27 protein-coding genes, 5 tRNA genes and 1 pseudogene are annotated in these 26,671 nt (G+C 34.9%); 1 reads left to right on the top strand and 32 read right to left on the bottom strand.

All coding sequences use genetic code 11. The features are described from left to right. Positions 1 to 186: 186 nt before the first annotated feature. The 3 genes from OO775_RS04830 to OO775_RS04820 form a co-directional block, all read right to left on the bottom strand. The gene (locus OO775_RS04830) at positions 187 to 333 is read right to left on the bottom strand and encodes a DUF3467 domain-containing protein (protein WP_373874547.1); all 147 of its coding nucleotides are present in this window, start codon (positions 331 to 333) and stop codon (positions 187 to 189) included. 261 nt (positions 334 to 594) lie between these two features. Continuing rightward, positions 595 to 2,283: a DUF6029 family protein gene (locus OO775_RS04825; RefSeq protein ID WP_264845900.1), complete on the bottom strand. Its 1,689-nt coding sequence runs from the start codon at positions 2,281 to 2,283 to the stop codon at positions 595 to 597. Positions 2,284 to 2,293: 10 nt separating this feature from the next. Continuing rightward, positions 2,294 to 2,779 carry a TlpA family protein disulfide reductase gene (locus OO775_RS04820; RefSeq protein ID WP_264845899.1) on the bottom strand — a complete coding sequence of 162 codons (486 nt, stop codon included), beginning with the start codon at positions 2,777 to 2,779 and terminating at the stop codon, positions 2,294 to 2,296. Positions 2,780 to 2,970: 191 nt separating this feature from the next. Between OO775_RS04820 and OO775_RS04815 the strand changes: the two genes are divergently transcribed. Further along, the gene (locus tag OO775_RS04815) at positions 2,971 to 3,774 is read left to right on the top strand and encodes an Omp28-related outer membrane protein (RefSeq protein WP_264845898.1); all 804 of its coding nucleotides are present in this window, start codon (positions 2,971 to 2,973) and stop codon (positions 3,772 to 3,774) included. 96 nt (positions 3,775 to 3,870) lie between these two features. Here OO775_RS04815 and OO775_RS04810 read toward each other — a convergent pair whose 3' ends face one another. From OO775_RS04810 to OO775_RS04670, 29 genes and pseudogenes are all read right to left on the bottom strand, one after another. Beyond that, positions 3,871 to 4,173, bottom strand: coding sequence for a DUF3467 domain-containing protein (locus OO775_RS04810; RefSeq protein ID WP_264845897.1), 303 nt, complete (start codon positions 4,171 to 4,173; stop codon positions 3,871 to 3,873). Position 4,174: 1 nt separating this feature from the next. Continuing rightward, the gene (gene rpoC, locus OO775_RS04805) at positions 4,175 to 8,443 is read right to left on the bottom strand and encodes a DNA-directed RNA polymerase subunit beta' (protein WP_264845895.1); all 4,269 of its coding nucleotides are present in this window, start codon (positions 8,441 to 8,443) and stop codon (positions 4,175 to 4,177) included. 55 nt (positions 8,444 to 8,498) lie between these two features. Continuing rightward, positions 8,499 to 8,783 carry a hypothetical protein gene (locus OO775_RS04800; protein ID WP_264845894.1) on the bottom strand — a complete coding sequence of 95 codons (285 nt, stop codon included), beginning with the start codon at positions 8,781 to 8,783 and terminating at the stop codon, positions 8,499 to 8,501. A 194-nt stretch (positions 8,784 to 8,977) separates the two neighbouring features. Next, the gene (locus OO775_RS04795; protein ID WP_264845892.1) at positions 8,978 to 9,376 is read right to left on the bottom strand and encodes a hypothetical protein; all 399 of its coding nucleotides are present in this window, start codon (positions 9,374 to 9,376) and stop codon (positions 8,978 to 8,980) included. A gap of 67 nt (positions 9,377 to 9,443) precedes the next feature. Continuing rightward, positions 9,444 to 9,806, bottom strand: coding sequence for an MmcQ/YjbR family DNA-binding protein (locus OO775_RS04790; protein WP_264845891.1), 363 nt, complete (start codon positions 9,804 to 9,806; stop codon positions 9,444 to 9,446). A gap of 30 nt (positions 9,807 to 9,836) precedes the next feature. Then, positions 9,837 to 10,142: a DUF7832 domain-containing protein gene (locus tag OO775_RS04785; RefSeq protein WP_264845890.1), complete on the bottom strand. Its 306-nt coding sequence runs from the start codon at positions 10,140 to 10,142 to the stop codon at positions 9,837 to 9,839. Continuing rightward, positions 10,120 to 10,317 carry a DUF7832 domain-containing protein gene (locus OO775_RS04780; RefSeq protein WP_264845889.1) on the bottom strand — a complete coding sequence of 66 codons (198 nt, stop codon included), beginning with the start codon at positions 10,315 to 10,317 and terminating at the stop codon, positions 10,120 to 10,122. The genes OO775_RS04785 and OO775_RS04780 overlap by 23 nt, the downstream gene beginning before the upstream one ends. 21 nt (positions 10,318 to 10,338) lie before the next feature. Further along, positions 10,339 to 11,073: a DUF6261 family protein gene (locus OO775_RS04775; protein ID WP_264845887.1), complete on the bottom strand. Its 735-nt coding sequence runs from the start codon at positions 11,071 to 11,073 to the stop codon at positions 10,339 to 10,341. Between the two features lie 377 nt (positions 11,074 to 11,450). Further along, entirely contained in the window at positions 11,451 to 11,969 is a 519-nt protein-coding gene (locus tag OO775_RS04770) for a hypothetical protein (protein WP_264845886.1), read from the bottom strand. Continuing rightward, positions 11,966 to 12,817, bottom strand: coding sequence for a hypothetical protein (locus tag OO775_RS04765; protein WP_264845885.1), 852 nt, complete (start codon positions 12,815 to 12,817; stop codon positions 11,966 to 11,968). Before OO775_RS04765 ends, OO775_RS04770 begins: the two co-directional genes overlap by 4 nt. 143 nt (positions 12,818 to 12,960) lie before the next feature. Further along, entirely contained in the window at positions 12,961 to 13,296 is a 336-nt protein-coding gene (locus OO775_RS04760; protein WP_264845884.1) for a hypothetical protein, read from the bottom strand. 131 nt (positions 13,297 to 13,427) lie between these two features. Beyond that, complete coding sequence (gene rpoB, locus OO775_RS04755) at positions 13,428 to 17,234, bottom strand: DNA-directed RNA polymerase subunit beta (RefSeq protein ID WP_264845883.1); 3,807 nt, start codon at positions 17,232 to 17,234, stop codon at positions 13,428 to 13,430. A 724-nt stretch (positions 17,235 to 17,958) separates the two neighbouring features. Then, a complete protein-coding gene (rplL, locus tag OO775_RS04750) occupies positions 17,959 to 18,339 on the bottom strand; it encodes a 50S ribosomal protein L7/L12 (RefSeq protein ID WP_264845882.1) in 381 nt (126 codons plus the stop codon). Between the two features lie 50 nt (positions 18,340 to 18,389). Beyond that, entirely contained in the window at positions 18,390 to 18,905 is a 516-nt protein-coding gene (gene rplJ, locus OO775_RS04745) for a 50S ribosomal protein L10 (protein ID WP_264845881.1), read from the bottom strand. A 22-nt stretch (positions 18,906 to 18,927) separates the two neighbouring features. Then, on the bottom strand, positions 18,928 to 19,617 hold the full coding sequence (gene rplA, locus OO775_RS04740; protein WP_264845879.1) for a 50S ribosomal protein L1: 690 nt from the start codon (positions 19,615 to 19,617) through the stop codon (positions 18,928 to 18,930). A 14-nt stretch (positions 19,618 to 19,631) separates the two neighbouring features. Continuing rightward, entirely contained in the window at positions 19,632 to 20,069 is a 438-nt protein-coding gene (gene rplK, locus OO775_RS04735) for a 50S ribosomal protein L11 (protein ID WP_264845878.1), read from the bottom strand. Between the two features lie 33 nt (positions 20,070 to 20,102). Continuing rightward, a complete protein-coding gene (gene nusG / locus OO775_RS04730; RefSeq protein WP_264845877.1) occupies positions 20,103 to 20,648 on the bottom strand; it encodes a transcription termination/antitermination protein NusG in 546 nt (181 codons plus the stop codon). A gap of 11 nt (positions 20,649 to 20,659) precedes the next feature. Further along, positions 20,660 to 20,833: a preprotein translocase subunit SecE gene (secE, locus tag OO775_RS04725; RefSeq protein WP_264845876.1), complete on the bottom strand. Its 174-nt coding sequence runs from the start codon at positions 20,831 to 20,833 to the stop codon at positions 20,660 to 20,662. Between the two features lie 64 nt (positions 20,834 to 20,897). Beyond that, positions 20,898 to 20,971 (bottom strand) — tRNA-Trp (locus OO775_RS04720). Positions 20,972 to 21,030: 59 nt separating this feature from the next. Next, entirely contained in the window at positions 21,031 to 22,218 is a 1,188-nt protein-coding gene (gene tuf, locus OO775_RS04715; RefSeq protein WP_264845874.1) for an elongation factor Tu, read from the bottom strand. Positions 22,219 to 22,278: 60 nt separating this feature from the next. Further along, positions 22,279 to 22,350, bottom strand: a tRNA-Thr gene (locus OO775_RS04710). 18 nt (positions 22,351 to 22,368) lie between these two features. Further along, a tRNA-Gly gene (locus OO775_RS04705) sits at positions 22,369 to 22,441 on the bottom strand. Positions 22,442 to 22,450: 9 nt separating this feature from the next. Further along, a tRNA-Tyr gene (locus OO775_RS04700) sits at positions 22,451 to 22,532 on the bottom strand. A 28-nt stretch (positions 22,533 to 22,560) separates the two neighbouring features. Next, positions 22,561 to 22,634: transfer RNA gene (locus OO775_RS04695), tRNA-Thr, on the bottom strand. Positions 22,635 to 22,740: 106 nt separating this feature from the next. Then, complete coding sequence (locus OO775_RS04690; protein ID WP_264845872.1) at positions 22,741 to 23,505, bottom strand: lysophospholipid acyltransferase family protein; 765 nt, start codon at positions 23,503 to 23,505, stop codon at positions 22,741 to 22,743. 145 nt (positions 23,506 to 23,650) lie between these two features. After that, positions 23,651 to 24,205 carry an AAA family ATPase gene (locus tag OO775_RS04685; RefSeq protein WP_264845870.1) on the bottom strand — a complete coding sequence of 185 codons (555 nt, stop codon included), beginning with the start codon at positions 24,203 to 24,205 and terminating at the stop codon, positions 23,651 to 23,653. Beyond that, entirely contained in the window at positions 24,160 to 24,846 is a 687-nt protein-coding gene (pnuC, locus tag OO775_RS04680) for a nicotinamide riboside transporter PnuC (protein WP_264845869.1), read from the bottom strand. Before pnuC ends, OO775_RS04685 begins: the two co-directional genes overlap by 46 nt. Continuing rightward, complete coding sequence (locus tag OO775_RS04675; protein ID WP_264845867.1) at positions 24,830 to 25,090, bottom strand: hypothetical protein; 261 nt, start codon at positions 25,088 to 25,090, stop codon at positions 24,830 to 24,832. The genes pnuC and OO775_RS04675 overlap by 17 nt, the downstream gene beginning before the upstream one ends. A 295-nt stretch (positions 25,091 to 25,385) precedes the next feature. Continuing rightward, positions 25,386 to 26,071, bottom strand: a pseudogene (locus OO775_RS04670) (porin family protein). Positions 26,072 to 26,671: the final 600 nt, after the last annotated feature.

Here is a 26,671-nt window from a genome sequence, read left to right as displayed (position 1 = left end):
GTTTCCATTCTCTGTGTGTAAAATAGACTACTTTTATAATTATAATATTTTAAGTTTTGCTCCAAAAGTACTAAATATATTCCTAATAAACAAATTTTTTTATATTTTTTTTGAATAAAAAAACCACTTCTGCAAATATAACTTTGTAGAAGTGGTTATCTATTTAATACCAATTTTTGTTAGGCTTTACCTTCTTATCCAAAAAGTAGAATTAGGCACTTCGTTTTCAATAATTCCGTGCGATTTTTCAAATTTTTGCACATTATCGGTTAAGGCTTTGAGCAATCGCTTGGCATTATGCGGAGTAAGAATAAAACGAAATAGTACTGTCAATCAATCTTTAAGCTATATACTTTTATTTATTGTACTATTTTTTAAGTCATCGAATTAAAAATTTTATGTATCTGCGTAATTACTAATAAAAGTGCGTATTTACAAAAAGTCAAAAATAAAAAATACAGTTAAAATTCAAATAGTGATACTTTATATTTTTGATAAATTGCTACAATAAAAATTATTTATTACACTAAATGGAGGTACAAAAAAATTTTGGAAAAATAAAAATCAACAAAAGAATTTGAAATTATTGAGTTTTCAGAAGTTTGTAGTAATTCCCAACGTTATACCTGCCGCCTCAGGTACTACACGACATATCCCTCCAACACATAAAATACCCCCTCGCTGACGACCATAGCTGGCTGTAATACGCGTTGATTGATGAATGAAAGTGAGTCCTGTATTATAAAAGTGAACCCGTTTTGTAGAATTGTGATTACCATAGTTATAAATATCATTAATAAAAAATGCCCAATGAGAATTAGGTGTATATTCTATGGTGGAGCCTATCCAATTTTTGAGGTCTTCACTCGCCCATTGGTGTTGCCATTCTACACGAAGGGATTGGGTAGGAGTAAAAAAATAAATCCCTTCAAGAGCAAGAGTATGTGCTTTAACTCGATATGGTTCTTGCACAATAGCACTATTATAATATTGATTAAGATATGAAAAAACAACTGATATATCGTCAGAAAAAGATTTGCGATATTCTAAAGCAAGATCATGATAGTATTTTTGTCCAAATTCCAAAATAGGACTATTCATCTCAATATTTTCTATTTCAAGTCCAAACCTATCATAAGTAATTGTAGTAGTAATATTATTTTTAAGTCCTGCCCAATAAGAACCATTGAGAGCAAAACTTGCTCCTGTACTTCCGCCTAAAAAAGTATCAGGAGCGGCTTCATAGAAAAGATCGAATTGTCCCCCCATTTCACCTTGCATTTTAGTAAGCCCATAGTAAGACAAAGCTGCTTGCGCCTGATAAGTATAGATGTGTTGAAGACTATGTTCATACTGTTTTGTCAAAGCAGGAAGGTAATTTATCATTCCATAATTGTAAATGTTTTCTACAATATTACGTTGAGAAACAAAACGAAAATTTTCTAAACGACGAAGGGTTATATTCAAAGCCAGATTATCGTTATTATTATAACCTACATTGAATAAAAAAGCATTACCTGCACGATTTACCTTGGGGTAAAATTCTCTCTGTTCAAAGAGAACATCTTTAGTTTTATATAAATATTCGGCACTTAGCGAGATGTGTTCGTCATTAAAATCACTTCGTAAAGCAAAGATAGCTGTATTTTTATCACTATCAGGAACTAAATAAGTTATATCTTCCGAACGAACAACGACAGAACTACCTACTTTAAAGGTATAATCTTCTTTTTGAAGAAGTTGCGCAATATCTACCTCAATATCTGTACCAAAAACACTCCCTTTGGAAAAATCAAACCCCATTCCAATGCGTTGTTTTCCTCCGAGCAACTTTACATCAAAAACATTACGAAAATTCCATTTAAATCGCCCACCAAAAAGAGCATTATTTATACCTAATGCTCTATCTTCCCAAAAGCGCAAAGATAATCCACTACCGAATTGCTCGTAAAAATGACCTACTGTAAAATCAACGCCTTTATTAGGATTATTATAACGAGTATAGATAATTCCTAAGTGAGTACGCTCTAAATTAGGATTATAATGCAATAGAGCTTTGGGGGCGTAAGATTCGGCTTGTAATCCAAATTCAAAATCTTTCAAACGTTGTTCTATTTTTAAATAGCTATTGGAGCGAAATCGATGCATAGCTTCTTCCTCTACAAGCTTAATTTTGTGATCATCAATGTAGTATTGCGCATTAGATTCAAAACCTACTCTAAATTGTGAAAAAACATTAGTAGCGAATAAAATAAGCGTAGTGATTGTAATTATTCTCAGCATAAGTTGTTTTTTAATAGGTTAATAATTGTAATTTTTTCTCTATTTCAGTTTCGACACCAGGAGTATAGCCCGAATGGACAAAAACAGCCTTTCCTTTATAAAGAATTAAAGTATAAGGTATATTAGCAATATTGAGGCTTCGTTTGAGTTCTTGGTTATCATCAAAGAATATTGTATATTGCCACTGAGCTCCTTTTACGAGTGATTTAACACGATTCTTTGTTTTGGCATCATCAGTAGCTATGGCAAGTAATTCTACGTTATATTTGCTCTGCCATTGTTTATAATGCTTATGAAAAGTTTTGAGTTCTTTGATGCAAGGAGCGCACCAAGTAGCCCAAAAACTGATGATAATAGGGTGATTGACAGTATTGTAAGTAGCTATATTTACTGATTTGTTTTCTAAATTTTTTAATTCAATGTTAGATAAATAGTTTTGCGAAAAGCCACAAAGACCGATAAGTGTTAGTAAAAATGTTATAATTAAATGTTTCATCTTTATATATAGATATAATTTTTATTGATTTTAATAATATTATTTTTGCAAAGGTATATAAAAAAATAATAATAAATGTTATTTTGTCAAAAATTTTTTGTAATTTTGCCTCTCAATCATAAATCATATTTCAATGAAAAAGTTACTTTTAACAAGCACACTATTTTTGTGTATAATCTCTTGTAGTAAAGATGAAAAAAACAACTACTACTGAGCCTCAAGCAAATAACAATCAAAACACAATTCCGAAAGAGGATAATCAAACAGATGGTAAAAAACAATTCGTTTATAAAGCCTATGTGGAAGATGTAACAGGCTCGTGGTGTTCCAACTGCCCTCCTGTTATCAAAATTATTAACCAAGTTAAAACTGCCAATGAGTTAGGAAAACGAGTCGTTGTCGTAGCTGTTCATAATAACAACCTTAGATACTTCGATCCAATGCACATTGATAAAAGTAATTCAATTGTTAAATATTATAGATATCTTGAAAAAGATAATATGACTGGCTTCCCATATTTTGCAATGAACCGACATCAGCAATTATATAAAAGTAATGCAGGGCAAAATATTTATACTCATTTAGAGAAAACACCTTCTTCACCTTTGGGTATTAAAATAAGTTCAGAACTAACAGAAACTGAAGGAAATGTTTCGGTAAGTTTTCAATCGCAAGTACGATTAGAAAATTTGAAATATCATATCTTTATTGTAGAAGATAATGTTATTGATTATCAATTTGGAGTTGGTTCTAATTTTGAACACAATGACGTCCTACGTGATTGTTCAGGTAATATAAAAGGAAATTCGTTAGGTACTCTGGAAGCAAACGCAGAAGTAATTAAAAACAAACAACCCGTAAGTTATAAACTCCTAAGCACAGGTAAACTCAATAATGTAAGAGTTGTAGTATTTGTAACCGATGCTTCAAACAAAGTAATCAATGTACAAGAGGCGAAGGCAAATACAACGCAAGATTATCAGTATGTAAAATAAGAATATTATTTATACATCTTAAAATAAAACAAACGCTATTACATAAAAGTAATAGCGTTTATCATTCTGTTATATTTATATTATTAGAGCACGAAACTATGCTTTGCCTTGTTGTCCAAAAAGCGGAATGGAATTAGGTACTTCCTCTTCGATAGCGCCGTGCGACTTTTCGAACTTTTGAATATTATCGGCTAAGGCTTTGAGCAATCGCTTGGCATTATGCGGAGTGAGAATAATTCGACTTTGTACTTTTGCTTTGGGTACACCAGGCATAACACTCACATAATCAATTACAAATTCTGTATTCGAATGATTGATAATTGCCAAGTTCGAATACACACCACTGGCTGTTTTTTCATCGAGTTCTATGCTGAGTTCTGTACTATGTTCTTTGTCCATTTTATTTTTCAAATTCTTTTTTAGTTCCAACAATAATGCTTTCGTAGCGTTTCATACCTGTACCTGCTGGTATTCGATGCCCAACAATTACGTTTTCTTTCAATCCTTCAAGGAAATCAACTTTACCTTGTACAGCTGCTTCATTGAGTACTTTGGTTGTCTCTTGGAATGATGCTGCTGAGATAAACGATTTGGTTTGCAATGAAGCACGAGTAATACCCTGTAATACAGGTATTGCTGTTGCAGGAATTACATCACGAGCCTCTACCAGATTTTTATCATTTCGCTTCAAAAGTGAATTTTCATCACGAAGTTGGCGAAGGGTAACTATCTGCCCTGCTTTAAGATGTTCCGAATATCCTGCATCTTCTACTATTTTTTTACCAAATAATTTATCATTCTCTTCGATAAAGTCATCTTTATGAACTAATTGACCTTCCAAGAATAATGTATCACCTGGGTCTTGTATTTCAACTTTACGCATCATCTGACGTACTACTACTTCAAAGTGTTTGTCATTGATTTTCACTCCTTGCAAACGATATACTTCCTGAACTTCATTTACTAAATATTGTTGTACTGCCGAAGGTCCTTTAATTTTCAAAATATCATCAGGAGTTACCGAACCATCTGAAAGAGGCATTCCTGCTCGCACATAGTCATTCTCTTGTACCAATACCTGATTTGACAATTTGACCAAATAATGACGTACTTCTCCTAATTTAGACTCTACAACAATTTCTCTATTTCCTCGCTTTACTTTTCCAAACGAAACCACTCCGTCAATCTCAGAAACTACAGCAGGGTTTGAAGGATTACGAGCTTCGAAAAGTTCTGTTACCCGTGGCAAACCTCCTGTAATATCGCCCGATTTGGCAGACTTACGAGGGATTTTTACCAATACTTTTCCTTCTTTAATTTTTTCTTTATTATCCACCATAAGATGCGCACCTACTGGCAAGTTGTACGAACGAAGCGTATTACCTTCCCTATCTTGAATGAGCAATGTCGGGATGAGTTTTTTGTTACGTGATTCGACAATAACTTTTTCTTGGAAACCAGTTTGTTCGTCTATTTCTACTTGATAAGTTTGTCCTTGTTCGATATTTTCGTAGGCCACAACTCCTGTAAATTCTGAAATAATTACAGCATTGTAAGGGTCCCATTGACAAATAACATCTCCTTTGGAAATTTCTTGTCCATTTTTGGCAAAAATAAATGCCCCATACGGAATATTGGAAGTACTCAATACGATTTTCGAATGTGGTTCAATAATTTTTACCTCTGAAGTACGCGAAATAACAACCTCTACTGCATTTCCGTCATTGTCTTCGCCTTTTACAACTTTCAAATCGTCAATTTCAAGAATACCATTAAAACGAGCTATCAATTTATTTTCTTCAGAAATATTCCCTGCGGTACCTCCCATGTGGAATGTACGAAGTGTAAGCTGTGTACCTGGCTCTCCGATAGATTGTGCAGCAATAACCCCAACAGCTTCTCCCATTTGAACCATTTTACCAGTAGAGAGATTTCTTCCATAACATTTGGCACAAATTCCATGTTTTGCCTCACAAGTAAGTGCCGAACGAACCTCTATAGTTTCAAGAGGTGCTTGATTGATTTTTTCAACCATTAGTTCGGTAATTTCTTGTCCTGCTTCAACAATAACTTCCTCTGTTATAGGATTGATCACATCGTTCAAAGCAACGCGTCCCAATACACGCTCTCCAAGTGTTTCGATAACCTCTTCGTTTTTCTTCAAGGCTTGAACTTCAATGCCACGAAGTGTGCCACAATCGTTTGTATTGATGATAACATCTTGCGAAACATCAACCAAACGACGAGTAAGATATCCAGCATCGGCAGTTTTCAAAGCGGTATCTGCAAGACCTTTACGCGCCCCGTGTGTCGAGATAAAGTACTCCAATATCGAAAGTCCTTCCTTGAAGTTTGAAAGGATTGGGTTTTCGATAATTTCTCCACCTCCTGCAGTTGATTTTTTCGGTTTTGCCATAAGTCCTCGCATACCAGTAAGCTGGCGTATTTGCTCCTTAGAACCACGCGCTCCCGAATCTAACATCATATAAACCGAATTGAATCCTTGTTGGTCTTCGCTGATGCGTTTCATTGCCAATTCGGTCAATTTCGAATTGGTTGAAGTCCATACATCAATTACCTGATTATAACGCTCGTTATTGGTAATAAGTCCCATATTATAGTTTCCTACGATACCTTCTACTTGTTCGTTGGCATCAGCAATCATCGTTTCTTTTTCTTTCGGAATAATGATATCACCCAAACTGAATGATAGACCTCCTTGGAAAGCAAATTTGTATCCCATTGACTTGATATCGTCCAAAAAGTCAGCTGTACGAGGCACATTGGTAACTTTTAATACATCACCTATAATGTCACGAAGTGATTTTTTGGTAAGTACTGTATTGATAAATCCAGCTTCTTTAGGCACAACTTCATTGAATAATACACGTCCGGTGGTTGTTTCCAAAAGTTTAGTAACAATATTTCCGTTCTCGTCTAAATCTTGCACTCGTACTTTAATAATGGCATTCAAGTGAAGTTTTTTCTCGTTATAAGCGATATTGACCTCTTCTGCCGAATAAAATACTTGCCCTTCACCTTTTACAGGATATTCAGGAGTTGATTTACGCGATTTGGTCATATAGTAAAGCCCCAAAACCATATCTTGCGAAGGTACAGTAATTGGCGAACCATTGGCAGGATTTAGAATATTGTGCGAAGCCAACATCAACATTTGAGCTTCCAAAATGGCTTCAGGTCCTAATGGCAAATGTACTGCCATTTGGTCTCCGTCAAAGTCCGCATTGAATGCCGTACATACAAGCGGATGTAAGCGAATTGCCTTTCCTTCTATCAATTTAGGTTGGAAAGCCTGAATACCCAATCGGTGCAATGTGGGGGCACGGTTCAGTAGTACAGGGTGTCCTTTGATAACATTTTCCAAAATATCCCATACTACAGGTTCTTTTTTATCAATAATTCTCTTGGCAGACTTGACAGTTTTTACGATACCACGCTCAATAAGCTTACGAATAACGAACGGTTTGTAAAGCTCAGCTGCCATATTTTTAGGAAGTCCGCACTCATAAAGTTTCATTTCAGGACCTACAACAATTACCGAACGCGCCGAGTAATCGACACGCTTACCGAGTAAATTCTGACGGAAACGTCCTTGTTTTCCTTTGAGTGAATCGGAAAGCGATTTAAGCGGACGATTCGATTCGGTTTTTACAGCTGAAGCCTTACGCGTATTATCGAAAAGTGAATCGACTGCTTCTTGCAACATACGTTTTTCGTTACGCAAGATTACATCGGGAGCTTTAATTTCCATCAATCTTTTAAGACGGTTGTTGCGAATGATAACTCTTCGGTACAAATCATTCAAATCAGAAGTAGCAAAACGCCCTCCGTCAAGTGGTACAAGCGGACGCAATTCGGGCGGAATTACAGGAATGACTTTCATAATCATCCACTCGGGTTTATTTTCTCGAGTTTTTTGTGATTCGCGGAAAGCTTCAACTACTTGCAAGCGCTTAAGAGCTTCGGTTTTTCGTTGTTTTGATGTTTCTGTATTGGCTTTGTGTCTCAAATCATACGAAAGAGCATCTAAGTCTAAGCGTTGTAACAATTCGTACAAACACTCAGCACCCATTTTGGCAACAAATTTATTCGGGTCAGAATCTTCTAAATACTGATTTTCAACTGGAAGTGATTCTACAATATCTAAATATTCTTCTTCTGTTAGGAAATCTAAGGGTTGTAAATCTTCTCCATCAATACCTTTGGCGATACCTGGTTGAATAACTACATATCTTTCATAATAGATAATCATATCCAACTTCTTGGAAGGAAGCCCTAAAAGATAACCGATTTTGTTCGGAAGCGAACGAAAATACCAGATATGAGCCACTGGCACAACCAAATTGATATGCCCTACTCGATCACGGCGTACTTTCTTTTCGGTAACCTCAACCCCACAACGATCGCACACGATACCCTTATAACGGATACGTTTATACTTTCCGCATGCACATTCGTAGTCTTTTACAGGACCGAAAATACGCTCACAGAAAAGCCCGTCGCGCTCAGGTTTGTGCGTACGATAGTTAATCGTTTCGGGCTTCAATACTTCGCCTCTGGACGCTGCCAGAATAACTTCTGGTGAAGCCAAACCAATAGAGATTTTATCAAATCTCGTTGCTGCATTTTTGTCTTTTACTCTTGCCATAATTTGTTTATATGGTATCTTAATTTATTTAATTTTTTCTAATTTGTTTAGAAATTTATTTTTCTTTATTTGCTATTCTAAAAAGAACTTTCAAATATTTTTTTACTGGAACTTTAAGTTCTGGAAACTTTACTTTGTAGGAAATATAATTTTTCCCTTGTATGGGACGAACCTCTTCCGCTACTTTTGCTATTCCGTCTCCAAAATGCAAATATAAAAATGTTGTATAACCTGTTCTGTCTCCATAAATAGATTCTATTTTTCCTTGGAAAATTTTTCCTCGCATATCTAAGTGATTGCGAAACATATACAATGGGCAAAAATAATAAGAAAAAACCATTTTTTTATCTAATTATCTAATCTATTATACCAAAAATATTATATAGATTGTGTTATAAAAAAGTATGTTAAGAGTTTTCAGCCTGAGAAAATATATCATACTTTTTATAATTATTTCTCTTTATTCTACTTTTGTTTTTTTCCAAGTTTTTCGCTTTTGAGAGGCTAAAGGAAGTTACTAAATAATTTCTACATTTACAGAATACTCACTCCTCCTACTAATCTTTCTTTTCCTACTTTGGTTTCTTTTTTAAGAACTTTTCCGTCTTTTAAAAGTTCCAAAATTAGAGTCGAATTGTCTGAATTGGTTTCTGCCCAAACACTCACATAAGTTGTTCTCTTAAAAGAATATTCCCTACTCCATTGGGTTTTTCCTTTAATTTCTGCTTCTGGAATTTTTATTTCTTTACTATCATCTGAGTACATATCCATTTGAATTTTTGCCTCTGTTAGTATTCCATCAGTTACTGTGGCTTTTATTGTATAAGTACCTCCTGTTAAAGATTTTTGTTCAGTTGTACCTCCGTCATCACTTTTTCCGCACGATACTAATGCTAATATTAGTATTCCTGCTAATGTTAAAATTCGTTTCATTATCTCTATTATTTTACTTTTGTTTTTTCTTCTTCACTTTTGAGATGCTCAACACCTTTCATTAAACTTATTTATTTGTCTCTGATACCAATTCTTCTCTAATTTTTTTAGAAAGTCCTGCAATTACCAATTTATAAGAATCTGTTATCCATTCTTTAAGTAATTTTGTTGGTAAGTTTCCATCTATGCGCACGCTGTTCCAATGTTTTTTATTCATATGCCAGCCTGCCGTAACTTCGGTGTACTGCTCACGTAGTTCGATTGCCTGTTCAGGGTCGCATTTTAGGTTGATATACTCGCATTTCTCAATATTTACCAAGCAAAACATCTTCCCTTTGACAGAAAACACTAATATTTCTTCCCCAAACGGAAATCCTTCTTCTACTCCCTTAAACGACAAACAATACGCTCTCAATTCCTCTATGTTCATCTGACTGCCGATGCCCTTTTTTACCGAAAACTACTTTGCTTTGGAGGCTAAAAATTCTCCGTATTGCTTCTCGATAAAGTCTTTCACTTCTTTATAATTCTCCTCAGTATTCTCTATGTAGAAATAGGCGTTTCCAAAATAGTCCGCTCCGTATTTCGCCTCTACCCAATTATCGTAATCGTCCAAATAATATCCGTTGGACTTGGCAAACTTAGTTTTATCACTCGTATAATACGCCTTGGCAAAGGCTTTCCCTTTGGTATTAAGTTCCTCATCGGTTAGCACGCCGTCCATTCCATCGAAAAAGAACGCTCTACAATCCCACCTGTTTGTCATTCTTTTCTATGGATTTGATTTCTTCAGGAAAATCCTCCAAGAACTCCTTAGAATACAATCCTTTTTCTATAATCCAACGCAAAAAGAAGGCAATATGCGTTGCGCCATTCTCCTGCGGAATATCAGTGGGAGCATTCTCTGCCCCCAATGCCATTTGGCTATACACTACCGACATTGTGCTTTATTTTGAGTTCAACTACTCTTTGGTACTTTTTGGGGAACTTCTCCGAGCCAATATATCAGCAAAGGATTTACGACTATTGTTGAACAAATCCAATGCTTTTTTGTAAAAATCGGTTTGCTTGACTTTTGCCGTTCCCAGCACATATTCGGTCATTATACGATAGGTTTGCGTGGCTTCTGAGCGGAGTTTCTTCACATCAAAAGTTTGTTTTTGCGAGATTTGATACGAACGATGCGCATACAAGTCGTTGAATGCCGTGTTGGCTTTTTCCAGTTCGGTTACATACTCACCAATACCAAGCATTGCGATGTGCGCCGCATTGTTACTTGCTTTTAAGGTCGAAAGCAAGGTGTTGATTTTCTTGGTTTCTTCTTCGTATGATTCGTTTTGTACCTCTTTGTAATTGTCCAAAATGATTTTCAGGGCATTGTAAGCGTCTTTTTTGGCTTCTGTTTTGGTATTACGATGCAATTTGACACTATCTTTGAATGTCTGAAAATCAGCATCACGTACCTTATCAAGCTGTGCTATTTTTTTAGACTCTTCGCTGGCTCTAACCTGCTCCAATGCCTTGTCAAAGCTAACACTTTGTGCTTTGAGTTGGTCAAAGAGGCGTTTTAGGTCGGCATCTTCTTCCATATTGAAATTGTTTTTGGCAAAATCTTCAAAAATTCGTGTCAAAAACTGCCCAAACTCGGCATTGTGTAGCCTGATTAAGTCTAATTTTACTAATTTTAATGTCTCCATAATGTATTTTTTTAAAAAATTTTACTATTTTTTCATCTCTCCTTATCTTTTTCTAAGGGAATGTAAGCAATAAAATGGCAATATTCTAAAAATTCATCTGAAATTACTTTTTGTTCTTACTTTCACAAGCTCTGACAAGCTAAACCTCTTTCCGTTTTTACTTTCACAAACTCTGACAAGCTAAACTTCTTTCCGTTTTTACTTTCACAAGCTCTGACAAGCTAAACCTCTTTCCGTTCTTACTTTCACAAGCTCTGACAAGCTAAACCTCCTTCCGTTCTTACTTTCACAAGCTCTGACAAGCTAAACCTCTTTCTGCTACTTTTACTATTCCGTCTCCAAAATGCAAATACAAAAATGTTGTTTATATGGTGTTTTTATTTATTTTCTATTATATTTCCTTCTGCATCAAAACTTATATATTTTGCGTGCTCGTATATTTGAATAAAGTTTGTTGGATACAATTCTTGAGCCATTTTTTCCTCTTGCCCTTTTCTTAGCATTTGTTTTTCACAAACTTTTTTCTTCCTTTCTGTTAAAGACATAAAAGGAGCATACAACGTACCATACTTTTGATCTAACCCATAAACTACATAATATTTTTTTCCATCTATATAAGTTATCCTTCCACTATCTTTTATTTTCAAAAAACCATAACAAATGGTGTCAATCTCCGATTTATAAAATGGTACAAGACTAAAACTTATACTTTCATCTATACTTATTTCCCTTATTACTAAAAAGACTTCTGTATTTTTCCATTTATAAATCTCCTTCGCCAATCCTTCTCGTATTTTTTCGGGAAAATAATAAACATATTCTTGCTTATTTATTTCTTCTGTTTGTGCTTTAACAGACAACAAACCTATAAAAAAAAATAACATTACGCGCATCATAGTCTTTCTATTCTATAATTTAGACATTCCAAACCTATATCTACTGTCCCTCCCAAATCTATTTCTCCTGTTTTTTTATCTTTTTTACCATAAGTTTTACCTATTTTTTTTGTATGAATCCCCTGAGGAATGACTCTGTTTATAGTAACTCTGGCACTTTTTGAGAAAAAATTCCAACTATCTAATGCATAAATAGGACATTTTGTCGTTTTTGCTACAATTTCATCGTCTTTTGATGTTCCAAAAGCATTTTCTCTTCCTTTTTCCCTTTCTTCTTTCGATATAAGGTCATGGGTGTGTACTTGACCAAAAAAAGCATATAAAATTCCATTATGTTCAATCGTAATACCTCGATTAGAATGAACAGGACTTGTAGAGAAAGGTATTTTCCCTTTTTTTCCTCGGGAACCAATAATACTCGTTATTTTTTGAGAATTTCTATCTAATACTATGAAAAGTTGTTCTTCTGCGTCTGTCGTTCTACTATGTATTTCTTGTAAATCTTCTTGTATTTTCAAGTTATCTACAGTTACAATATAGCTTTTCTGTTCTAAATATTTTATTTTTTCGCACAAATCTTCTTTATCATTAGCTATTTCCCAATCTACACTATCAATAGCACGTACATTTCCTTCTCCATTACCAAATTTATGATAAATTCCTCCTGTTACTTCACTTATATAAATATCATTGGAAATACATTCATCTTTATCAACCAACAATAACTCCGCAGACATTTTCTGTCCTGTACTTTTTACTGTAACAGTCGCTATTAATTTTCTCGTTCCTTTCGGAACAGTCACAGTGTAAAAATCATCTCCTTCTTTTTTCTCTATATTAACACCCATAGAATATTTTATACTTACCTTTAATTAGGTAGATTATTGTACAATTCTAAAAATAGTTTTTAATCTAAAATATTTCATATTTCATATTTTATACAACACAATTACCTTTGGCAAAATTTAGGAATTTCATCAGAAATTTTCAATTACATTGTTTTCTTACTGAACATCATTCCTATAAGCAACAAAACAGAAAAAACAAGGACTAATATAGCCGTTGGTTTTCTCATTTCTATAGCAAGACTTGCAGAAAAAATCACTACAAATAGATTCGTAATCAATGTATTGTAAAACGTAAAAGTTGTTTGTACCCGATAATTCATATAGTTTATTATCCCTGCAAAAAGAAGTGCCATTCCTGCACTAAAAAACCAATAAGGTTCGATTTTTCCTGAAAAATCATTCTTAAAAGTCAGCAATGAATGAATAATTCCTAATAAAATAATTGCCACAATTGCCACAACATACATTCTTTTTGCCATTCATTATAAAGATTTTTTCTTCTTCAAAATAGTATCTTTTCTATAATGTGATTATGCAACCTTTACCAAAAATCGAACTGATTTTTTTTGTTGCCGATTTTTGGTAAAGTTTTATATTGTCAAAAAAATATTTATTCCAAGCGAACATCTAAGCCCAATCCTTTAAGTTCATGCAACAATACATTGAACGACTCTGGAATACCTGGCTCAGGCATCGTATCGCCATGAACGATAGCCTCGTATGTTTTGGCACGACCTATTACATCGTCTGACTTCACGGTCAAGATTTCGCGCAAAGTACTTGATGCTCCATACGCTTCCAAAGCCCAAACCTCCATCTCTCCGAAACGCTGTCCTCCGAACTGTGCTTTACCACCGAGTGGCTGTTGCGTGATGAGTGAGTATGGACCAATGGAACGAGCGTGCATCTTATCATCAATCATATGCCCGAGTTTAATCATATAAATTACTCCCACAGTTGCCGGTTGGTCAAATCGCTCACCAGTTCCTCCATCGTAAAGGTAAGTGTGACCAAAACGTGGTACGCCTGCCTTGTCGGTATATTCAGTAATTTCTTCTACGGAAGCACCATCGAAAATAGGAGTAGCAAACTTCAAGTTTAGTTTCTGTCCTGCCCAACCCAGTACGGTTTCATATATCTGCCCTATGTTCATACGCGAAGGCACTCCAAGCGGATTTAGTACAATATCCACAGGGGTTCCGTCTTCCAAGAAAGGCATATCTTCATCACGAACAATACGTGCTACGATACCTTTGTTTCCGTGACGACCTGCCATTTTGTCTCCTACTTTGAGTTTTCGTTTTTTGGCAATATAAATTTTTGCTAATTTCATAACCCCAGCAGGCAATTCGTCTCCCACCGAAAGGGTAAATTTGTCGCGGCGCAATGCTCCTTGTAAGTCATTGAGTCTGATTTTGTAGTTATGTACCAAATCATCAATCAATTCATTCGTATGGTCATCAGTTGTCCAACCTCCACTTACCAAATGTGTGTAATCTTCGATACCATAGAGCATTTTTTGTGTATATTTTTTGCCCTTAGGAAGAACTTCTTCACCCAAATCATTAAAGACTCCTTGCGAGGTTTTTCCATTGACCAAAGTGAATAATTTTTCTATCAATCGGTCTTTAAGTGCTTCAAATTTAGCTGTAAAAGAGGCTTCCAGTACAGCCATTTCGTCTTTTTCTTTACCTTTTTTACGCTTGTCTTTTACCGCTCTTGAAAATAATTTTTTATCAATTACCACTCCATATAGCGAAGGAGAGGCTTTCAAAGAAGCATCTTTCACATCGCCGGCTTTATCTCCAAAGATAGCACGAAGTAGTTTTTCTTCGGGTGTTGGGTCAGACTCTCCTTTGGGAGTTACTTTACCGATGAGAATATCGCCTGGTTTTATTTCTGCTCCAATACGAATCATTCCGTTTTCGTCCAAATCTTTGGTAGCTTCTTCCGATACATTAGGAATATCGTTGGTAAGTTCTTCTACACCAAGTTTCGTATCACGAACATCAAGCGAATATTCATCAATATGTATCGAAGTGAAAATATCTTCACGTACTACACGTTCTGAAATTACTATCGCATCTTCAAAATTATATCCTTTCCACGGCATAAATGCTACTTTCATATTGCGCCCAAGAGCCAATTCTCCCTGTTCGGTAGCATATCCTTCGCAGAGTACTTGTCCTTTTTGTACGCGGTCGCCTTTGCGAACAATGGGTTTTAGATTAATACAAGTTCCTTGGTTGGTTTTGCGGAATTTAATCAAATCGTATGTAGTTAAATCTTCTTCAAAACTAACCAATTTTTCTTCATCAGTTCTATCGTACTCAATAATGATTTTATCGGCATCAACATACTGAACCGTTCCTTCTCTTTCGGCATTCATAAGCACACGAGCATCGGTCGCTATACGTTGCTCTAAGCCTGTCCCTACGATAGGTGCTTCTGGTCGAAGCAAAGGTACAGCTTGGCGCATCATGTTTGAACCCATCAAAGCGCGGTTCGCATCATCATGTTCCAAGAATGGAATCAGTGAAGCGGAAATCGAAGCAATTTGGTTCGGAGCTACATCAATGTAATCGACTTCGTTTCGGTCAATTACAGGGAAGTCGCCATCTTCTTTAACAACCAATCGCTCGGTCAATATATTTCCTTTGTCATCAAGTTCAATATTTGCCTGTGGTATTTTCAATCCTTCTTCATCTTCGGCAGTCATATACACAATTTTGTCTAACTGTACTTTTCCGTTTTGTACTTTTCGGTAAGGTGTTTCTATAAAGCCCATTCGATTTACTTTGGCATACACCGAAAGCGAAGAGATAAGTCCGATATTCGGACCTTCGGGAGTTTCAATCGGACACAAACGTCCATAGTGTGTATAATGAACATCTCGCACCTCAAAGCCTGCACGCTCACGTGAAAGACCTCCTGGACCAAGTGCTGAGAGTCTTCGTTTGTGAGTAATCTCTGCCAATGGGTTCGTTTGGTCCATAAACTGAGATAGCTGATTGGTTCCGAAGAAAGAATTGATTACTGACGAAAGTGTTTTGGCATTGATAAGGTCAATAGGAGTAAACACCTCATTATCACGAACATTCATTCGCTCACGAATAGTACGAGCCATACGTGAAAGACCTACTCCAAACTGAGCCGAAAGCTGCTCGCCTACGGTTCTAATACGACGATTCGACAAGTGGTCAATATCATCAACCTCAGCCTTGGAGTTAATAAGTTCTATCAAATATTTTACAATCGTGATGATATCCTCTTTGGTCAAAACTTGTTTTTCCATCGGAATATCAAGACCTAATTTTTTGTTCATTCGATAACGCCCTACATCTCCTAAATTATAGCGCTGGTCAGAGAAAAATAATTTATCAATAATGCCACGCGCAGTCTCCTCATCAGGTGGTTCGGCGTTACGCAATTGTCGGTAAATGTGTTCCACCGCCTCTTTCTCAGAATTGGTAGGATCTTTTTGTAATGTATTATGAATAATTGTGTAATCGATGGTTTGTCCTTCTTCTTTATGTAAAAGAATAGTTTTCACATTGGCATCAACAATTTCATCAATATGTTCTTTTTCTAAAACTGTATCACGATCCAAAATAATTTCGTTTCGCTCAATAGACACCACTTCACCTGTATCTTCATCAACAAAATCTTCGTGCCAAGTATTCAACACACGGGCAGCTAAGCGACGACCTAAGTATTTTTTAAGTCCTGTTTTAGAAACTTTTATTTCTTCTGCCAAATCAAAAATTTCTAAAATATCTTTATCACGTTCAAAACCAATAGCACGGAAAAGCGTAGTAACAGGAAGTTTCTTTTTTCGGTCGATGTACGCATACATCACATTGTTAATATCTGTTGCAAATTCAATCCACGAACCTTTAAACGGAATTATTCTAGCAGAATACAGTTTTGTTCCATTAGCGTGAAATGATTGACCAAAAAACACACCTGGCGAACGATGTAACTGCGATACAATAACTCGCTCCGCACCATTGATAACGAATGTTCCACTTGAAGTCATATATGGAATTGTACCAAGATATACATCTTGAACAATAGTTTCAAAGTCTTCGTGTTCCATATCTGTACAATACAATTTCAACCGAGCTTTCAGTGGTACGCTGTATGTTAGTCCGCGCTCAATACATTCCTCAATCGTATAACGAGGAGGGTCAATAAAATAGTCCAAAAACTCCAATACGAATTGATTCCGAGTATCCGTAATTGGAAAGTTTTCCATAAAGGTACTATATAGACCTTCATTGCTTCGTTCGTCAGATTTGGTATCTAACTGGAAAAAATCTTGGAAAGATTTAATCTGAATATCCAAAAAATCTGGATAATCAGGGACATGCTTAGTTGAAGCAAAATTGATTCTTGCAGTTTGATTCGTAAACATTTACTTCTATTTTTATTAGTGATTGTGATTCGCTCCGATGCGTTTCACTTTTATTTTCGTTTGTATCTTATTCTGTTTTACTTTTGCTAAAAATAATTTTTAGTTCATTTTCTTTCCCAAAATAATTATTACCTTGGACTGATTTCTTTTTATAATTTCTTGGTCATACATTCACACTATACTCATATAGTTGTTATTGAAACTTTCACCTTTGTTGCCAAACTTTCTACCAAATTTTTTTAAATAGCATTAAGACGTTTTTTTGTGATATTTTTTAAAACGATTGATTTTCAAATTCTTTCTCCAATCATTTCTTATGAAGAAGAACTTACTCTACAACCGAAAGTTTTGTTGTGTATTTTCTCTGTAATTACTTTGTTAATTTATATAAATAACCAAAATGTTATTTACATTTTAAAAATTTATTTAACGTCTTTCTGTTAGAAATAAGTTTCTAAAAAGATCATCTTAATTAACCACAATAGTTACTCATTTCTCTCAATTGTATTTATGGAAACTTATCTAATTTTGAATATTTTTCTTATACATAATATCTTAAATGATGGAAAAGCTCAAAAATAAACACCTGATAATCAGATATTTTCTTTTTCAATATTTCTTCATTATCAAAAATATTAAAATATTTTCAATATTATACGCAAAATGGTTTAGGTCTAACCCCACATGGGAAAGACCTAAACCTTATTGTCAGAGCTTGTCGTTCTTATTTAAGTTCAACTTCAGCTCCTGCCTCTTCTAATGATTTTTTAAGGCTTTCTGCTTCATCTTTAGAAACACCTTCTTTCAATGTAGAAGGAGCTCCATCTACCAATTCTTTTGCTTCTTTAAGACCTTGTCCTGTCAATTCTTTTACCAGTTTAACAACAGCTAATTTATTTGCTCCTGCACTTTTCAATACAACATCAAATTCTGTTTTTTCTGCTGCTGCTTCACCAGCTCCTGCTGCTGCAGGTCCTGCTGCTACTGCTACTGCTGCCGCTGCTGGCTCTATTCCGTATTCATCTTTAAGGATTTGAGCAAGCTCATTTACTTCTTTTACTGATAAATTTACTAATTGTTCTGCGAAATTTTTTAAATCTGCCATTTCTATCGTTTTTAAATGTTTATAAATTAATTAATGTGCGTTCTAAATTTTTATTTTTCTGATAAAGTCTTGATAATTCCTGCCAGTTTTCCTCCTCCCGATTTAAGAGCCGAAACCACATTTTTAGCAGGTGATTGTAACAATCCAATAATTTCTCCAATAAGCTCCTCTTTTGATTTAAGTGAAGAAAGCATATCTAACTGATTATCACCAATAAATACAGCCTCTTCTATATAAGCTCCTTTCAAAATAGGTTTTTCTGATTTCTTTCTAAAAGCTTTTATCAATTTAGCAGGTACATTTCCTACTTCGGCATACATTAAAGAAGTATTTCCTTTTAATACACTTGGCAATTCACCAAAGTTTTTATCAGAAGCTTCCATTGCCTTTGCCAGAAGTGTATTTTTCACTACTGCCAATTTAATATTCGCCTTAAAACAAGCTTTACGCAACTCTGTTGTTGCTACTGCATCTAATCCAGTTAAATCCGCAAGATAAATAATATTATTTTCAGCTAACTGTGCAGTTAAATTTTCTATTACTAATGATTTGTCTTCTCTAGTCATAATTATTCTTTTTAACTACCCATTACACTGCTTTGGGATCTACTGAAACACTTGGACTCATTGTACTTGACAAATAAATCGATTTAATATATGTTCCCTTAGCCGCAGTAGGTTTCAATTTAATCAATGTTTGTATTAATTCATTGGCATTATCAACCAATTTTTCAGATGAAAAAGATACCTTTCCGATAGAGGTATGTACAATACCTGTTTTATCTACACGGAAATCTATTTTCCCTGATTTTACTTCTTGAACAGCTTTACCTATTTCCATAGTAACCGTTCCTGTTTTAGGATTTGGCATAAGTCCTCGAGGACCTAATACACGTCCTAATGGACCTAATTTCCCCATAACACTTGGCATTGTAATAATTACATCAATATCTGTCCAACCATCTTTGATTTTTTGTAGATATTCATCTAACCCTACATAGTCTGCTCCTGCTGCCTTTGCTTCAGCTTCTTTATCAGGAGATACCAATGCTAACACCCTTACATCTTTCCCTGTTCCGTGAGGAAGTGTAACGACTCCTCTTACCATTTGATTTGCTTTACGAGGATCAACTCCTAAACGCACTGCAATATCTACTGAAGCATCAAACTTGGTAAAGGTAATTTCTTTTACTAATTTAGAAGCCTCTGACAAGTTATATAACTTATTAGAATCTACTTTTGATAAGGCTTCTTTATATTTTTTTGTCAATTTTGCCATCTCAATTCTTCAGATTAAAAAGGTTTTTCTCCACTAACTGTTATCCCCATAGAACGAGCTGTACCCGCTACCATACTCATTGCCGATTCAATAGTAAATGCGTTTAAATCTTGCATTTTGTCCTCAGCAATAGCTCTCACTTGCGCCCAAGTAATACTTGCCACTTTTTTACGATTGGGCTGTCCTGAACCTCCTTTAACCTTAGCTGCTTCCAATAGCTGAACTGCCGCAGGTGGTGTTTTTACGACAAAATCAAAAGATTTGTCTTTATAAACTGAAATAACAACTGGTAATATTTTACCTGGTTTATCCTGTGTACGAGCATTAAATTGCTTACAGAATTCCATAATGTTAACTCCAGCAGCACCTAAAGCGGGTCCAACCGGTGGCGATGGATTCGCAGCACCTCCCTTAACTTGTAGTTTAACTACTTTGTGTAATTCTTTTGCCATTGTTTAACTTTATTATTTATATAATATTCAAAATTATACTTTTTCAACTTGCATATAACTCAAATCAAGTGGTGTTTTTCTTCCGAAAATCTTAACCATTACTTCAAGTTTACGCTTCTCTTCATTGACTTTTTCTATTACTCCATTAAATCCATTAAAAGGACCATCTATCACTCTTACAGTTTCTCCTACTTCAAATGGTATTATAACAGTTTCTATTTTCTCAGACAATTCATCGACAGTACCAAGTAATCTATTAACTTCCGATTTACGAAGAGGAATAGGATCTCCTCCTTTAGTTTCTCCTAAAAAGCTAATAACTCCTGATATTCCTTTAATAATATGCGCTATTTCTCCCGCTAAATTTGCTTTTACCATCACATATCCTGGAAAAAACACCTTTTCTTTATTTATTTTTTTTCCATTACGAACCTGAGGAACTTTCTCGGTTGGTACCAAAACTTCCTCCACATAATCTGAATAACCTAAACGAGCAACTTCGGTTTCAATATAATGTTTTACCTTATTTTCTTGCCCACTTACAGCTCTTATTACATACCATTTTTTTTCGAGTATCATCACAAAAGCTTTTATAATACTTGAGCTATAATTTTTTCAAACACCAAATCAACCCCTGCAATAAACAGAGAGAACAATACCGAGAAAACAGCTACAATAATCATCAGACGTTGTGCCTCAGCACGAGATGTCCAAGTTACATTTTGTGTTATTTCTTGAAACGATTCTTTAATATAGCTTATCATTTTTTTCTTTTTTATACAAGTAAAAGTAAATTCTAAAAAAAATTTAGAACTCACTTTCAAATTTTGGCACGGGTGGAGAGATTCGAACTCCCATCAACGGTTTTGGAGACCGCTATTCTACCCTTGAACTACACCCGTATAAAAGAGTTTTGATTACTCAAAACTCTTATTCTATTAAAACTTTATCAAGTCTTTATTTAGTCAAGAATTTCTGTTACCTGACCAGCCCCTACTGTACGACCTCCTTCACGGATAGCAAAACGAAGACCTACATTAAGTGCAATTGGTTGCAACAAATCAACAGTAATTGTCAAGTTATCACCTGGCATAACCATATCTACACCTTCTGGAAGATTGATAGTCCCTGTAACGTCAGTAGTACGTACATAGAACTGAGGGCGATAGTTGTTATGGAATGGTGTATGACGACCTCCTTCTTCTTTTTTCAAGATATATACCTCTGCTTTGAATTTAGCATGTGGTTTCACAGAACCTGGTTTACAGATTACCATACCACGACGGATATCTTTTTTATCAATACCACGAAGCAACAAACCTACGTTATCACCAGCCTCACCTCTGTCAAGAATTTTGCGGAACATCTCAACTCCTGTAATAGTAGAAGTCAATTTGTCAGCTCCCATACCGATGATTTCAACTGCATCACCTGTTTTTGCAACACCAGTTTCGATACGTCCTGTTGCTACTGTACCACGACCTGTGATAGTAAACACGTCTTCAACTGGCATCAAGAAATCCTTATCAATATCACGTTGAGGAAGTTCAATCCAGTTATCAACTGCCTCCATTAAATTCATAACAGTCTCAACCCATTTAGCCTCTCCATTCAAAGCCCCTAATGCAGACCCCTGAATAACAGGACCATTATCTCCGTCGTACTCATAGAAAGAAAGCAATTCTCTAACCTCCATTTCAACAAGTTCCAACAATTCTGGATCATCAACCATATCCACTTTGTTCAAGAAAACAACGATACGAGGAATACCTACTTGACGACCAAGAAGGATATGCTCACGCGTTTGAGGCATAGGCCCGTCTGTTGCAGCTACCACAAGAATAGCCCCATCCATCTGAGCAGCCCCTGTAACCATGTTTTTTACATAGTCGGCGTGACCAGGACAGTCAACGTGCGCATAGTGTCTATTTTTAGTTTGATATTCTACGTGAGAAGTATTAATTGTAATACCTCTTTCTTTTTCTTCAGGAGCATTATCGATTGAATCGAAACTTCTTGCCTCTGAAAGACCTGCGTCAGCCAAAACTTTTGTAATAGCAGCTGTTAAAGTTGTCTTACCGTGGTCTACGTGTCCAATTGTACCAATATTTAAGTGCGGTTTGGAACGGTCAAAATTTTCCTTTGCCATGTTTAATAATTTTTAATCTTAGTTTATATTAGTGTTCAATACTTTCTTCATTATAATATGAGCCAATGACGAGATTTGAACTCGTGACCTCTTCCTTACCAAGGAAGCGCTCTACCCCTGAGCTACACCGGCATACTTCAATACAAAAAGAGCGGGAGACGAGGTTCGAACTCGCGACATTCAGCTTGGAAGGCTGACGCTCTACCAACTGAGCTACTCCCGCATTAACTCGTGGGAAGAGCAGGATTCGAACCTGCGAAGACATAGTCAGCAGATTTACAGTCTGCCCTCGTTGGCCACTTGAGTATCTTCCCTAAAAATGTTTAAATTATGAGAACTTTGAGCCGGTAGAGGGATTCGAACCCACGACCCCGAGATTACAAATCACGTGCTCTGGCCAACTGAGCTATACCGGCATTTTATCGTTATTGTTGAGATAATTTAACTCTACTTAACGGAGTGCAAATTTACAAATGTTTTTTATTCCTGCAAAAAATATTTTACTTTTTTTAAAAAAAACTTTTAAACCCCTTCATTTTCCTTGGGAATTCGTATAAAAGAAGGATGTTGTTCTATGGCTATTTGTACTTTTTCAACTATTTTTTCTATACTATCATTCTCATAATCGATATGCAAAGGAGGTTTTATTTGCATTTTTTGCTGTACGCCTTTCTTTTTGACAACCACGCCTTTTTTGTCAAACGACCTACGAAATCCGTCTATGACAATCGGAACAACAACAGGTTTATATTGTTTGATAAGATGTGCTGTTCCTTTGCGAATAGGTTTCCAAGGAGTGGTTGTTCCTTGTGGAAAGGTAATAACCCAACCATCGTTTAGCGCGATGCCAATATTAGTTACGTCGTCTTGTTTTACTTCTCTTTGTATTTCTTTTCCTTTTTCGCGCCAAGTTCTATCGACTGTTACTGCTCCAACATAGGCTAATATTTTGGGCAAAAGGCCTGCACGCATCGTTTCGGAGGCCGCTATATAATAGATATTTGTTTTGGGAGACCAAACATACCCTATATTTTGTATAGAATCTACACGACCTTTGAGTGTAGCGTTAAAAACATGATACATAGCTACGACGTCAGCAAAATATGTCTGATGATTTGAAACAAATAGTACATTGGACTCGGGTAAATCTTTTATAATTTGTGACCCTTCTATATGTAAATTATTAAAACCCCTGTATCGCCTGTGCGTAATAATTCCTAATATGCGAATTATCATTTTCTTTATCCAAATGGCATGCCCAAATGGGTCTTGTTTCCATAATTTCATACTTCTTTTTAATTTTTCAAAGGGCAAAGATACTAATTTTATCTATAATACCATTTTCTGAATTAGAATTGTATATATATTTATGGTATAAATCATTTTTTTGTATTATCTCTAATCCATAATTTCATTATTTTCCAATTCAAAACTATATTTTTTGTTTCAAAATTGAAATTACTTTGTCAAAACGCTCGGTTTCTGAACCTTTTAAAAAAATATAAGGTATTTCTTTTTGAGAAAGATATTTCTTAAAAAATGTCAATACTTCGGCGCGTTCGTTAGGTTTATCACGTAAATCATCTGCCTGCCAAGGGACATCAATATGTGCTAAAAAAATAATATCATACCTATGAGCAAGTGCCGAAGTTTCTATCTCTGTTGGACATTTTCCGTAGTAAATATAAGAATACATCGTAATTTCAAGCAAGTTGGTATCACAGAAAAGAAATTCGTTTGCCTGTTGTACTTTCTGATTTTCTAAAAACATCTGCCCAGAGGCTATGGGTAGTAAATCTTCCCATTGGCAAACTTGCTGAGTTTCGTCCCATTTTTTTTGCAAATAAATTCGCATATATTCGGGCACCCATTGCGTTTGAAAATAGTGTGCGAGCTTGGTGCAAATAGTCGTTTTCCCTGTGCATTCAGGACCTACAAAAGCTATTCGACTGATGCTTGTTGTTGTTTGTGATAAGTTTTCTTCCATTCGATATATGCCAATACGGCTATTATGGTAAATACAAAATACTGAAATGAACTGAAAATCAGTCCTTTATAATAATACAAAGGTACAGAAATAATATCGCCTATAATCCAGCAAATCCAATTTTCTATTTTGCGCTCAGCCATTAGCCACATTCCTACAAGAAAAATAGATGTTGTGAAAATATCTGCCCAATCTAACCAACTAAAATACTGAAAACCAACCTGTAAGGTATCATTCCAAACAAATCCGTTGTTTATATAAGGTTTAAACCAATAAACTCCTGTAACAAACAACCAACTAAAAATCGCTAATGCTGAGCTAATTAGCCAATCGCGTCGTGTTGTTTTTGATATATTAACATGAATAGTATCAGTACTACTTTTTGTCCAAAGCACCCAACCATATACGCTCATTATTGTATAATAAGCGTTGATGAGCATATCTCCGAAAAGTTGATTAATCCATAGCAAATATACGAAAATCATCGTGCTGATAATTCCCGTAGGATATACCAAAATATTGCGTTTTTTACTAAAAAAAACACTTAATAATCCAAAGATTATTCCTATAATTTCTAACGAAACATAAAGAGGTGGTACATCTCGATATTGCTCAAAAAACCAATCAAAAAAATGGTTCATACTGATGTCTGTCTGATTTTACAATTTTCATATACATAAGTCCTTTTTCTACCATCTCCATTGCTTGTTTTACTTCAACTTGTAAAATCTGCATTACCTTATCATAATCGCCATACACTTGCGTACTAAGCGGATTTTCAAGCACTACCAACCCCGATGCTCGAAGTTGTTTGATGAAATGAATAATGGGTCGCTCAAAATCATCTTGCAACGGACTAAATGTCAATTCTACGGATATTTTCATCTTTCCAAAATTTGAATACAAAACTACAAAAATTTTTGCTATTTTATTCTTTTTATAAAATATGTTTTTTAGTTATAAATTTTGCAGTGTTTCTGGTTTGGGTAGCTATACAGAATATCGGGTTTGTAAAATATTATTGTTTAAAACAAAAATCACAAGAATATCGTGATATTCTTGTGATTTTTATTCTTTTTTAAGCCTTAAAAACAAATTTGAAAAACTCAAATAAAAAACAACAATAACCCAGAAAAGATGTTAAACTGGATTATTGTTATTTTCAGAAAGTAATTTTTTATTAAAACTTATAACCAACTCCTATTTGGAAAACACGGTTTTTATAGGTTAGTTCAGATCCTTCTTCATCTTTTTGTGATAGTTTTGTTAAGCCCAAGTTGAAGGTAGCATCAAAGAAAAGCCCCATAGGGAGGTTATACTCTGCTCCTATTCCTAACCCAAAGTCAAAATTTTTATCTTTTCCCTTAGTTATTGAATCTTCTTCTCCTTCAATTTTTGCTTTAGTTTCAATATCTGTCATAAAGCCTAAGTTAAAACCTGCTTTGGGACGAAAACCAGCAATATCATACTTAACCCAAACAGGAATATTGAGCATTCCTACTTTTGTATATGAACCGCTTAGAAAATCAACTTTTTCTTGTTCTATTACCGCACCTGTTGCTATCCTAGTTGTAATTGTTTCACCTGATTTCAAATTAGCTCCTTGGAAAGAGTATGCAACACTTGCTTCAACAAACCAAGTATCACTTAACCCCATTTCTGCAAAAGCGCCTATATGAAAGCCCGCACGCATTTTGGTGTTAAAAGTTGTTTCTCTTATTCCCCTTGCTTCAACCATAGCGGGAACATCCATAGAGCTAAATCAGAAAGGTTTAACCCTGTTCTTACTCCAAATTTAACTTCTTGTGCTTGTGTCGTGAAAATACCTGCAAACACAACACCTAATGTAATGATTCTTTGTCTCATCTTTAATCAATTTTAAAAAATTACTATTTAATATTTAAAACATCTTTCTTTTTCTTCGAGTGATTTCTGCTAAAAACAGAAAATCCGCATGATGGAATGACTTTCCATCATGCGGATTTTTTGTTATATAAAATACCTAAAAAAGGGCGGTTTAACGCTACGAACTGAACAGTGTGCCATTCGCACAGCAAAGATACACATTTTCAGCGTATTGTGCATTTTTTTCGGTATGTTTTTTCAGCAAATTCAATTCTTTTTGTTGAATTAGTTTTTTTATTTTCGTTGCAAATGTATAACTATTTTTATATATCTACAAAATTTTTTTGTTTTTTTTTAGATTTTATTCAAAAATTCTGGTCATTATCACTCCATAAATAGTATTGATATAAAATATCGGATATGTAGTAGTTTAAACTCTGGTTTCAAGCTCTTATGTTGGCAATTTTCGAGAAATAAGACAAAATTCTTTCAAAATATTACCAAGTAATATAAATTTTGTATTTGTAAAAACGAAATAAAACTATTCTATTATTAGATATAAATCTTTAAACAAGCAAAATTCTATTATCAAAATAAATACTTTGAGATTGATAAAATGTC

This window comes from Capnocytophaga catalasegens (genome assembly GCF_026005215.1).
In the GTDB taxonomy this organism is placed as follows: domain Bacteria; phylum Bacteroidota; class Bacteroidia; order Flavobacteriales; family Flavobacteriaceae; genus Capnocytophaga; species Capnocytophaga catalasegens.
Note: the sequence above shows the minus strand (reverse complement) of the source record. Positions and strands in the feature narration are given on the sequence as shown.

Excerpts from the sequence above, each read along its gene's own strand:
- OO775_RS04825 (WP_264845900.1), bottom strand. The coding sequence starts at position 2,283 with ATGCTGAGAATAATTACAATCACTACGCTTATTTTATTCGCTACTAAT.
- OO775_RS04820 (WP_264845899.1), bottom strand. The coding sequence starts at position 2,779 with ATGAAACATTTAATTATAACATTTTTACTAACACTTATCGGTCTTTGT.
- OO775_RS04815 (WP_264845898.1), top strand. The coding sequence starts at position 2,971 with ATGAAAAAAACAACTACTACTGAGCCTCAAGCAAATAACAATCAAAAC.
- OO775_RS04810 (WP_264845897.1), bottom strand. The coding sequence starts at position 4,173 with ATGGACAAAGAACATAGTACAGAACTCAGCATAGAACTCGATGAAAAA.
- rpoC (WP_264845895.1), bottom strand. The coding sequence starts at position 8,443 with ATGGCAAGAGTAAAAGACAAAAATGCAGCAACGAGATTTGATAAAATC.
- OO775_RS04800 (WP_264845894.1), bottom strand. The coding sequence starts at position 8,783 with ATGGTTTTTTCTTATTATTTTTGCCCATTGTATATGTTTCGCAATCAC.
- OO775_RS04795 (WP_264845892.1), bottom strand. The coding sequence starts at position 9,376 with ATGAAACGAATTTTAACATTAGCAGGAATACTAATATTAGCATTAGTA.
- OO775_RS04790 (WP_264845891.1), bottom strand. The coding sequence starts at position 9,806 with ATGAACATAGAGGAATTGAGAGCGTATTGTTTGTCGTTTAAGGGAGTA.
- OO775_RS04785 (WP_264845890.1), bottom strand. The coding sequence starts at position 10,142 with ATGACAAACAGGTGGGATTGTAGAGCGTTCTTTTTCGATGGAATGGAC.
- OO775_RS04780 (WP_264845889.1), bottom strand. The coding sequence starts at position 10,317 with ATGTCGGTAGTGTATAGCCAAATGGCATTGGGGGCAGAGAATGCTCCC.
- OO775_RS04775 (WP_264845887.1), bottom strand. The coding sequence starts at position 11,073 with ATGGAGACATTAAAATTAGTAAAATTAGACTTAATCAGGCTACACAAT.
- OO775_RS04770 (WP_264845886.1), bottom strand. The coding sequence starts at position 11,969 with ATGATGCGCGTAATGTTATTTTTTTTTATAGGTTTGTTGTCTGTTAAA.
- OO775_RS04765 (WP_264845885.1), bottom strand. The coding sequence starts at position 12,817 with ATGGGTGTTAATATAGAGAAAAAAGAAGGAGATGATTTTTACACTGTG.
- OO775_RS04760 (WP_264845884.1), bottom strand. The coding sequence starts at position 13,296 with ATGGCAAAAAGAATGTATGTTGTGGCAATTGTGGCAATTATTTTATTA.
- rpoB (WP_264845883.1), bottom strand. The coding sequence starts at position 17,234 with ATGTTTACGAATCAAACTGCAAGAATCAATTTTGCTTCAACTAAGCAT.
- rplL (WP_264845882.1), bottom strand. The coding sequence starts at position 18,339 with ATGGCAGATTTAAAAAATTTCGCAGAACAATTAGTAAATTTATCAGTA.
- rplJ (WP_264845881.1), bottom strand. The coding sequence starts at position 18,905 with ATGACTAGAGAAGACAAATCATTAGTAATAGAAAATTTAACTGCACAG.
- rplA (WP_264845879.1), bottom strand. The coding sequence starts at position 19,617 with ATGGCAAAATTGACAAAAAAATATAAAGAAGCCTTATCAAAAGTAGAT.
- rplK (WP_264845878.1), bottom strand. The coding sequence starts at position 20,069 with ATGGCAAAAGAATTACACAAAGTAGTTAAACTACAAGTTAAGGGAGGT.
- nusG (WP_264845877.1), bottom strand. The coding sequence starts at position 20,648 with ATGATACTCGAAAAAAAATGGTATGTAATAAGAGCTGTAAGTGGGCAA.
- secE (WP_264845876.1), bottom strand. The coding sequence starts at position 20,833 with ATGATAAGCTATATTAAAGAATCGTTTCAAGAAATAACACAAAATGTA.
- tuf (WP_264845874.1), bottom strand. The coding sequence starts at position 22,218 with ATGGCAAAGGAAAATTTTGACCGTTCCAAACCGCACTTAAATATTGGT.
- OO775_RS04690 (WP_264845872.1), bottom strand. The coding sequence starts at position 23,505 with ATGAAATTATGGAAACAAGACCCATTTGGGCATGCCATTTGGATAAAG.
- OO775_RS04685 (WP_264845870.1), bottom strand. The coding sequence starts at position 24,205 with ATGGAAGAAAACTTATCACAAACAACAACAAGCATCAGTCGAATAGCT.
- pnuC (WP_264845869.1), bottom strand. The coding sequence starts at position 24,846 with ATGAACCATTTTTTTGATTGGTTTTTTGAGCAATATCGAGATGTACCA.
- OO775_RS04675 (WP_264845867.1), bottom strand. The coding sequence starts at position 25,090 with ATGAAAATATCCGTAGAATTGACATTTAGTCCGTTGCAAGATGATTTT.